Below are 8,053 nucleotides of genomic sequence, written 5' to 3' on the forward strand. Positions count from 1 at the left end.
CGCTATTTTGACTCAAGTCCGCCCGGCGCTGCGCGCCTTTGCCTGATTCGCCATCGTCACCTGCCCTGCCTTTCTTGCCGCCCGCGCCGCCTTGCGTTCCATGTACCAGTAGTGCGCCCGGTCCAGATACAGGTAGACAACCGGCGTCGTGAACAAGGTCAGCGCCTGCGACACGATCAGGCCGCCCACCATCGCATAGCCCAGCGGCCGGCGCAGTTCCGAGCCTTGGCCGTGGCTCAGCATCAGCGGCAAGCCGCTAAGCAGTGCGCACATCGTCGTCATCATGATGGGCCGGAAGCGCAATACGCAAGCCTGGTAAATGGCCTCGGCCGGCGCCATGCCGTGCTCGCGCTCGGCGGTCAGCGCGAAGTCGATCATCATGATGCCGTTCTTCTTCACGATGCCAATCAGCAAGATGATGCCGATCAGCGCAATCACGCTCAGGTCATATCCGCCCAGCATCAGGATCAACAGCGCGCCCACCCCGGCAGATGGCAAGGTGGACAGAATCGTCAGCGGGTGGATATAGCTTTCGTACAGCAGGCCCAGCACGATGTAGACGGCGATCAGCGCCGCCGCAATCAGGTACGGCTGCGTCGACAACGAATCCCCAAACGCCTTGGCCGTGCCTTGGAACGCGCCCGTCAAGCTGGCCGGCGCCCCCATCTGGTTTTGCGCCTGCTGAATCGCCTGCACGGCGCTGCCCAGCGACGCGCCCGGCGCCAGGTTGAACGAAATGGTCACCGCCGGAAACTGCCCCTGGTGGCTGATCGACAGGTACGCCGTCTTGTTCGTGTCCAGCTTCACGAAGGTAGACAGCGGCACCTGCTGCCCGGTCAGCGGCGAGGTCAGGTAGAGCTTGGAGAACAGGCTTGGGTCTTGTTGCAGCTTGGGCGTCACTTCCAGAATCACGTGATAGCTGTTGATCTGCGTGAAGTACTGCGCCACCTGGCGCTGGCCGATCGCGTCATAGATGGTGGCGTCGATCAGCGCGGGCGAAATGCCGAACGACGAGGCCCGCGCGCGGTCAATCGTCAGCGAGGCCGTGGCCGCGTTGTTCTGCTGGTCGGAGGCCACATCCGTCAATTGCGGCAACTTGCGAAACGCCGTCAACAGTTTCGGGGCCCAGACGTTCAGCTCGTCCAGATTGGAATCCGTCAGCGTGTACTGGTATTGCGTGCGCGACAGGCGCCCGCCCACGTTGATGTCTTGCCCCGCCTGCATGAACAGCGTCACGCCTTCGAGCTTGGCCAGTTGCGGGCGCAGCCGCCCGATTACCTCGTCGGCTGACGCCGTGCGGCCTTCGTCCTTGGGCTTTAAGCCGATATAGAAGTTGCCGGTGTTGTACGTGCTTTGACTGCCGTTGAAACCAAAGCTGGCGATGTCCGGGTCTTGCCGAATGACGTCGGCCATCTGGATCATGCGCTGGTTCATCAACGCGAAAGAAGAATCCTGCGCCGATTCCGCAAAGCCGAAGATAAAGCCCGTATCTTGCTGCGGAAAGAAGCCTTTCGGGATCACCAGGAACAGCGCCACCGTGCACGCCACCGTGGCCAGGAACACGCACAAGGTGGCGAACTGGTGGCGCAGCACCAGCTTCAGCCCGCGCTCGTAACCATGCAGCATGGCGTCAAAGCCGCGTTCAAACAGCTGGTACAGCCGGCCGTGGCGCTCGCCGTGATGGTTCTTCAAGTAGCGCGAGCACAGCATCGGCGTCAACGTCAGCGACACCAGCACCGACACCACGATGGCCAGCGTGACGGTGACAGCAAATTCGCGGAACAGGCGGCCGACGATGCCGCCCATCAGCAACAGCGGGATGAACACGGCAATCAGCGACACCGAGATCGACACAATCGTGAAGCCGATTTCGCCCGCCCCTTTGTACGCGGCTTCCAGCGGCGACATGCCGTCCTCGACGTGGCGGTACACGTTCTCCAGCATCACGATGGCGTCGTCCACGACGAAACCCACCGAGATCGTCAGCGCCATCAACGACAGATTGTCCAGGCTGAAGCCCACCACATACATCATGGCGGCGGTGCCCATCAGCGCCAGCGGCACCGTCACGCAGGGAATCAGCGTGGCAGGCACGTTGCGCAGGAACAGGAAGATCACCAGCACCACCAGCAAGATGGTCAGCGTCAGCGTGAACTCCACATCCGTGACGGAGGCACGGATGGTCTGCGTGCGGTCGATGATGGTGTTCACATGCACGGACGGCGGAATCGATGCTTCAAGCCTCGGCAACGCCGCGCGGATGCGGTCCACGGTTTCGATCACGTTGGCGCCCGGCTGCTTGCTGATCTGCAACACGATGGATCGGCCGTTAGTGATCGTGTTGTCAGGCGGCGAAGCCTTGCCCGCGTAGGCCCAGCCGGCCAGCTTGGTGTTCTCGGGCCCATCCACCGCCACGCCCACATCGCGCACGCGAATCGGCGCGCCATTGCGGTAGGCCAGCACCATGTCGTTCCACTGCGCGGCGGACAGCAACTGGTCATTGGTATAGGTCGTGAAGCTTTGGCGCGCGCCGTCGATGGTGCCCTTGGGCTGGTTGACGGTGGTGGTGGCGATTACGCCGCGTATGTCTTCCAGGCTCAAGCCCAGCGCCGACAGCTTGCCCGGGTCCACCTGTATGCGCACGGCGGGCTTTTGCTGCCCGCCGATGTTGACGAGCCCCACGCCGGATATCTGCGAAATCTGCTGCGCCAGGATGTTGTCGGCGTAGTCATTCACCTGGGTCAGCGGCAGCGTGTCGGACTGCACCGCCATCACCATGATGGGCGCGTCCGCCGGGTTCACCTTGCGAAACGTGGGCGGGTTAGGCAGGTTGGCCGGCAACTGCCCGGTAGCGGCATTGATAGCCGCCTGCACATCCACCGCCGCCGAATCAATGCTGCGGTTCAAGTCGAACTGCAAGGTGATCTGCGTGTTGCCGATGGCGCTGACAGAGGTCATCTGCGACAAACCGGCGATCAGCGAAAACTGCCGTTCCAGCGGCTGCGCCACGTTTGACGCCATGGTCTCGGGGCTGCCGCCGGGCAAGTTGGCCTGCACCTGGATGGTAGGAAAATCCACCTGCGGCAACGGCGCCACGGGCAACAACGGCCAGGCCGCGATGCCCACCAGCAGAATCGCCAGCGCCAGCAGCGACGTGCCGATCGGCCGCTTGATGAAATTGGCCGAGATGCTCATTTCACATTCCCCACGGGGGCCGGGGTTGCCGCCAGCTCACGCACCTTGCTGCCCGGTTTGATCTTGTACTGCCCGTCCACCACCACGCGCTGCCCGGCCGTCAAGCCAGTCTGGATAATCGCCAGGCCGTCCTGCATCCGCTCCACCGTTACCGCTTGCGGCTGCGCCACGCCGCTGCCGTCCACCGCGTACACGAAGGTGCCGGTCTGGCTGCGCTGCACGGCGGCCGCCGGCACGGTCAGCACGTTTTCATGCGCATCCAGCACCAGGCGGGCGTTCACATACAAGCCGGGCCACAGCCGATGACGCGGGTTGTCGAACCGGCCCTTCAACTGCACGGTGCCGGTAGTGGTGTCGATCTGGTTGTTCAGCAGCACCAGCGTGCCCGTTTCCAAGGGTTCATTACTGTCACGCGCATACGCCACGACCGGCAGAGGCTGGCCCAGGTTCATGGCGGCGTTGATGGCCGGCACCGATTCTTCGGGCAGCGAGAACTGCACGGTGATCGGGTCGATCTGATTAATCACGACCAGCCCGTTCGCGTCCGCCGCGTGCACGATGTTGCCCGGGTCCACCAGCCGCGCGCCCACCCGGCCTGCAATCGGCGCCACGATGCGCGTGTAGTCCAGCTGCACGCGGGCATAGCTGATCTGCGCGTCGTCGGTCTGGGTTGCCGCCTCCAGCTGCGCGACCAGGGCGCGCTGCGCATCCAGCGTCTGCTGCGTGGCGGCGTCTTCGCGCTGCAAGCGGGTATAGCGTTGCAGATCAAGGCGGGCGTTCAGCAAGGTGGCCTGATCCTTCGCGCGCTGCGCCTGCGCCTGCGCCAGTTGCGCCTGCAACGCGCGCGGGTCGATGTTGGCCAGCACCTGGCCGGCCTTGACGTCCTGCCCTTCAACAAACCCAACGCTGTCCAGCTGCCCATCCACACGCGCCTTGACCGTGACACTGGCGGCCGCGGTTACGGTGCCGACCCCGGTCAGATAACGCGCGACGTCCTGCTGTTGCACCAGCACGGTCGCCACGGGCACGACGGGGTCCGGCGCGGCGGGCGGCGCGCCCCGATCGCGCAACAGCAGCCACACCGCCAGCGCGCACACCACGACGGCCAGCGCCGCAAGCCCGGCGCGCAACCCGGCGCGCCGATGGGGGGAAGTCAACACTTGATCCATGGACTCACTCGTTCTTGGTAGTTGTGCTTGCGGCCTGCCCTGGGCCGGCCACCGCCAGCGCGGCGGCATCGGGCGTGTTCAAGGCGGCGGCGTTCCAGCCTCCGCCCACGGCCTTCACCAGCGCCACGCTGGCCACCAGCTGCCGGCCATGCAATTGCACGGCGGCGCGTTCGTTTGACAGGGTCAGCGCTTGGGCGACGGCCACGGTCAGAAAGGTCGTGGTGCCCGCGCGGTATTGCGCCAGGGCCAATTGCTCGCTCAAGCGCGAGGCGGCCACCGCGTCGTCCTGCACGCGCGCTTCATCGTCCAGCACGCGCAGCGTGGACAGGTTGTCTTCCACCTCCTGAAATGCGCCCAGCACCGTCTGCTTGTATTGCGCGGCGCTGGCATCGAACACCGCCACGGCCTGCGCGTCACGCGCTTTGCGCAAGCCGCCGTCGAACACGGTTTCGGCCAACAGCGCGCCCAATGACCAGACCCGGCCCGGTGCGTTGAACCACTGCGCGAAACTGGCGGCGCCAAAGCCGCCGCTTGCCGACAACACCAGCGACGGGAAGTACGCCGCGCGCGCCACCCCGATGCCCGCATTGGCCGAGGCCACATTGCGTTCGGCCGCTGCGATGTCCGGCCGCCGTTCCAGCAACGCCGACGGCAGGCCCGTGGGCACCGGCGGCACCTGGTACGTCCAGGGCTGGCCGGCCGGCAAGGCGGGCAGATCAAACTGCGCGGGCGTGCGCCCCGTCAGAATGGCGATGGCGTGTTCCAGCTGGCTGCGCGACGCGTCCAGGTCGATTGACTGCGCCTGTGCGGTCTTCAGTTGCGCTTCGGCCTGCGCTACATCCGAACGCAAGGCCACGCCCGCGTCGTACTGGCTTTGCGTCAGCTTCAAGGTGCGCGCATAGGCTTGCAGCGTGCGGGCGTAAAGCGCTTTTTCGCGGTCCACGGCCCGCAATTGCAGATAGTCCTGCGCCAGCGCGGCCTGAATGCTGAGCCGGGCGGCGGCCAAGCTGGCCTCGCTGGCCTGGGTCGTGGCGTCGCTGGCTTCGACCTGGCGGCGCACCGCGCCCCACAGGTCGGGTTCCCACGACACGTCCAGCGCGGCGGCGTAGCCATTGGACACCGCCGTCACGCCATTGCTTTTCGCCCGCGCCCGCTGGGCAGAGGCGCTGACGCCCACCGTGGGCCAGAAGCCGGCCCGCGCAGCGTCAGCGGCCGCCCGCGCCTGGCGGTACTGGGCCTGCGCCTGCTGAATCGTCTGATTGGCGGCGTTGGCCTGGTCGATCAGCGTGTTCAGCGTGGCGTCGCCATATGCTTCCCACCAGCGCATGTTGCCGTCGATCGCCCCGGGCTCGGCCGGCTTCCACGGGCCGGCTTCCTTGTAGGCGGCAGGCAGGTCCATCGCCGGACGCGTGTAATCCGGCCCGGCCGCGCAGCCGGCCAATGCCAGCACGGCCGCCAACCCCGCCCCCGCCCAACGCGGCCCCATACGATTTCCCGTGTTCATGTCGCGAGCCGGGTCCCCGGCCACTTGTGGATAGGGCTCCACTGTAGAAAGGGGTCCCGGACCCCACGCTGTCCGCATCCTGACAAAACGGACAGGTCCGCGGGCGCGGGCGGCGGACAAGGCCCTCACGGGGACAGATGCGGCCAGCCGCCCAAGCCGCGCCGCCCGTCCCGGTCAAAAGAGTTAAAATGCCGGCTACCTTTCTTGTTTGGCGGCTTGCTGCTGTCAAAGCCTTTTGTCAAAGTCCTGTTGGCGTCTCACCTCAAACAATGACCACTATCCTCCCGAACCTTCCCACCGGCCAGAAGGTCGGCATCGCCTTTTCCGGCGGCCTCGACACCAGCGCAGCGCTTCTGTGGATGCGCAATAACGGCGCCATTCCGTACGCCTACACGGCGAACCTGGGCCAGCCCGACGAATCCGATTACGACGAAATCCCCCGCAAGGCCCTGGCCTACGGCGCCGAAAACGCCCGCCTGATCGACTGCCGCGCGCAGTTGGTGGCTGAAGGCATCGCCGCCCTGCAAGCGGGCGCGTTCCACATCTCGACCGCCGGCATCACGTACTTCAACACGACCCCCATCGGCCGCGCCGTCACCGGCACGATGCTGGTGGCCGCCATGAAGGAAGACGACGTCAACATCTGGGGCGACGGCAGCACCTTCAAGGGCAACGACATCGAGCGCTTCTACCGCTACGGTCTGTTGACCAACCCCGACCTGAAGATCTACAAGCCCTGGCTTGACCAGCGCTTCATCGACGAACTGGGCGGCCGTTCGGAAATGTCCGAATACATGCGCCAAGCCGGCTTCGACTACAAGATGTCGGCCGAAAAAGCCTACTCGACCGACTCCAACCTGCTGGGCGCCACCCACGAAGCCAAGGACCTGGAGCAACTGAACTCCGGCATCCGCATCGTCAAGCCCATCATGGGCGTGGCGTTCTGGCGCGACGACGTGGCTGTGAAGGCCGAAGAAGTCACCGTCCGCTTCGAGGAAGGCCAACCGGTCGCCCTGAACGGCGTGGAATATAGCGACCCGGTCGAACTGCTGCTGGAAGCCAACCGCATCGGCGGCCGCCACGGCCTGGGCATGAGCGACCAGATCGAAAACCGCATCATCGAAGCCAAGAGCCGCGGCATCTACGAAGCCCCGGGCCTGGCGCTGCTGTTCATCGCCTACGAACGCCTGGTCACCGGCATTCACAACGAAGACACCATCGAGCAGTACCGCGAAAACGGCCGCAAGCTGGGCCGCCTGCTGTACCAAGGCCGCTGGTTCGACCCGCAAGCCATCATGCTGCGCGAAACCGCCCAACGCTGGGTCGCCCGCGCCATCACCGGTGAAGTCACCATCGAACTGCGCCGCGGCAACGACTACTCGCTGCTGAACACGGAATCGGCCAACCTGACGTACGCACCCGAGCGCCTGTCGATGGAAAAGGTCGAAAACGCCCCGTTCACGCCGGCAGACCGCATCGGCCAACTGACCATGCGCAACCTCGACATCGTCGACACCCGCGAAAAGCTCTTCACGTACGTGAAGACGGGTTTGCTGGCATCCAGCGGCACGTCGCTGCCCCAGCTGACGGACGCGGCGAAGAAGAAGTAATTCTTCAACGCCCAACAAAAAACCCCTCGACGATGTCGAGGGGTTTTTTTTGTGAGTCAGGGATTGATGGGTTGCCGCGATGGATCGCAGTCGTTCTTATGCGCGTATTCGCGCGCTTCACCCATCCTACGCGCGGCATTCGCAACGCCATATTGACCAGCGCACTCGCGAAGCGCCACCACCCCGACGCAAAACACCGCGCAAGCGCGAAGCGCCCCCCCCCAACGCAAAACACCGCATAAGCGCGAAGCGGCACCACCCCGACGCAAGACACCGCGTAAGCGCCAAAAGGCCGCCCGCGCGGCCGGCCTGGCGCGGGCCCCGCAAGATCTTCCCCTACCCACCACCGTAGGCGCGAACCCTAAGCAAACCATTCGCCCCAGCGCCCGTCAGATGACGACCGACGCAGCACGGTGTGGGGGTGGCCCGGGATGCGCGGGGCGTCGATAAGCCCGAGGGAATCTGAAGATACCGTCTTGGCCGTCAAGTAGAAAAAGCGTAATCAGGCCTATAAGGTTGCCGCGTCTTGAGCACACCGAAGCACAGATGTACCACCTTGCGCATGCAGGCGCCCA

4 protein-coding genes are annotated in these 8,053 nt (G+C 65.0%); 1 reads left to right on the top strand and 3 read right to left on the bottom strand.

The window, feature by feature from the left end:
* Positions 1-12: 12 nt before the first annotated feature.
* The 3 genes from HV765_RS30690 to HV765_RS30700 are packed head-to-tail and all read right to left on the bottom strand — an operon-like array spanning position 13 to position 5,868.
* Positions 13-3,195, bottom strand: a complete 3,183-nt coding sequence (locus HV765_RS30690; protein ID WP_175172018.1) for an efflux RND transporter permease subunit — start codon at positions 3,193-3,195, stop codon at positions 13-15.
* The gene (locus HV765_RS30695; RefSeq protein WP_175172019.1) at positions 3,192-4,364 is read right to left on the bottom strand and encodes an efflux RND transporter periplasmic adaptor subunit; all 1,173 of its coding nucleotides are present in this window, start codon (positions 4,362-4,364) and stop codon (positions 3,192-3,194) included. Before HV765_RS30695 ends, HV765_RS30690 begins: the two co-directional genes overlap by 4 nt.
* A 4-nt stretch (positions 4,365-4,368) precedes the next feature.
* Positions 4,369-5,868: an efflux transporter outer membrane subunit gene (locus HV765_RS30700; protein ID WP_054423393.1), complete on the bottom strand. Its 1,500-nt coding sequence runs from the start codon at positions 5,866-5,868 to the stop codon at positions 4,369-4,371.
* Positions 5,869-6,137: 269 nt separating this feature from the next.
* On the opposite strand from HV765_RS30700, the gene argG reads away from it, so the two are divergent.
* Positions 6,138-7,478 (top strand): argininosuccinate synthase, encoded by a 1,341-nt coding sequence (gene argG, locus HV765_RS30705; protein ID WP_054423394.1) that lies wholly within the window; start codon positions 6,138-6,140, stop codon positions 7,476-7,478.
* The last annotated feature ends 575 nt before the right edge of the window (positions 7,479-8,053 follow it).

This window comes from Achromobacter kerstersii (genome assembly GCF_902859595.1).
GTDB classification, from domain to species: domain Bacteria; phylum Pseudomonadota; class Gammaproteobacteria; order Burkholderiales; family Burkholderiaceae_B; genus Achromobacter; species Achromobacter kerstersii.

Excerpts from the sequence above, each read along its gene's own strand:
- HV765_RS30690 (WP_175172018.1), bottom strand. The coding sequence starts at position 3,195 with ATGAGCATCTCGGCCAATTTCATCAAGCGGCCGATCGGCACGTCGCTG.
- HV765_RS30695 (WP_175172019.1), bottom strand. The coding sequence starts at position 4,364 with ATGGATCAAGTGTTGACTTCCCCCCATCGGCGCGCCGGGTTGCGCGCC.
- HV765_RS30700 (WP_054423393.1), bottom strand. The coding sequence starts at position 5,868 with ATGAACACGGGAAATCGTATGGGGCCGCGTTGGGCGGGGGCGGGGTTG.
- argG (WP_054423394.1), top strand. The coding sequence starts at position 6,138 with ATGACCACTATCCTCCCGAACCTTCCCACCGGCCAGAAGGTCGGCATC.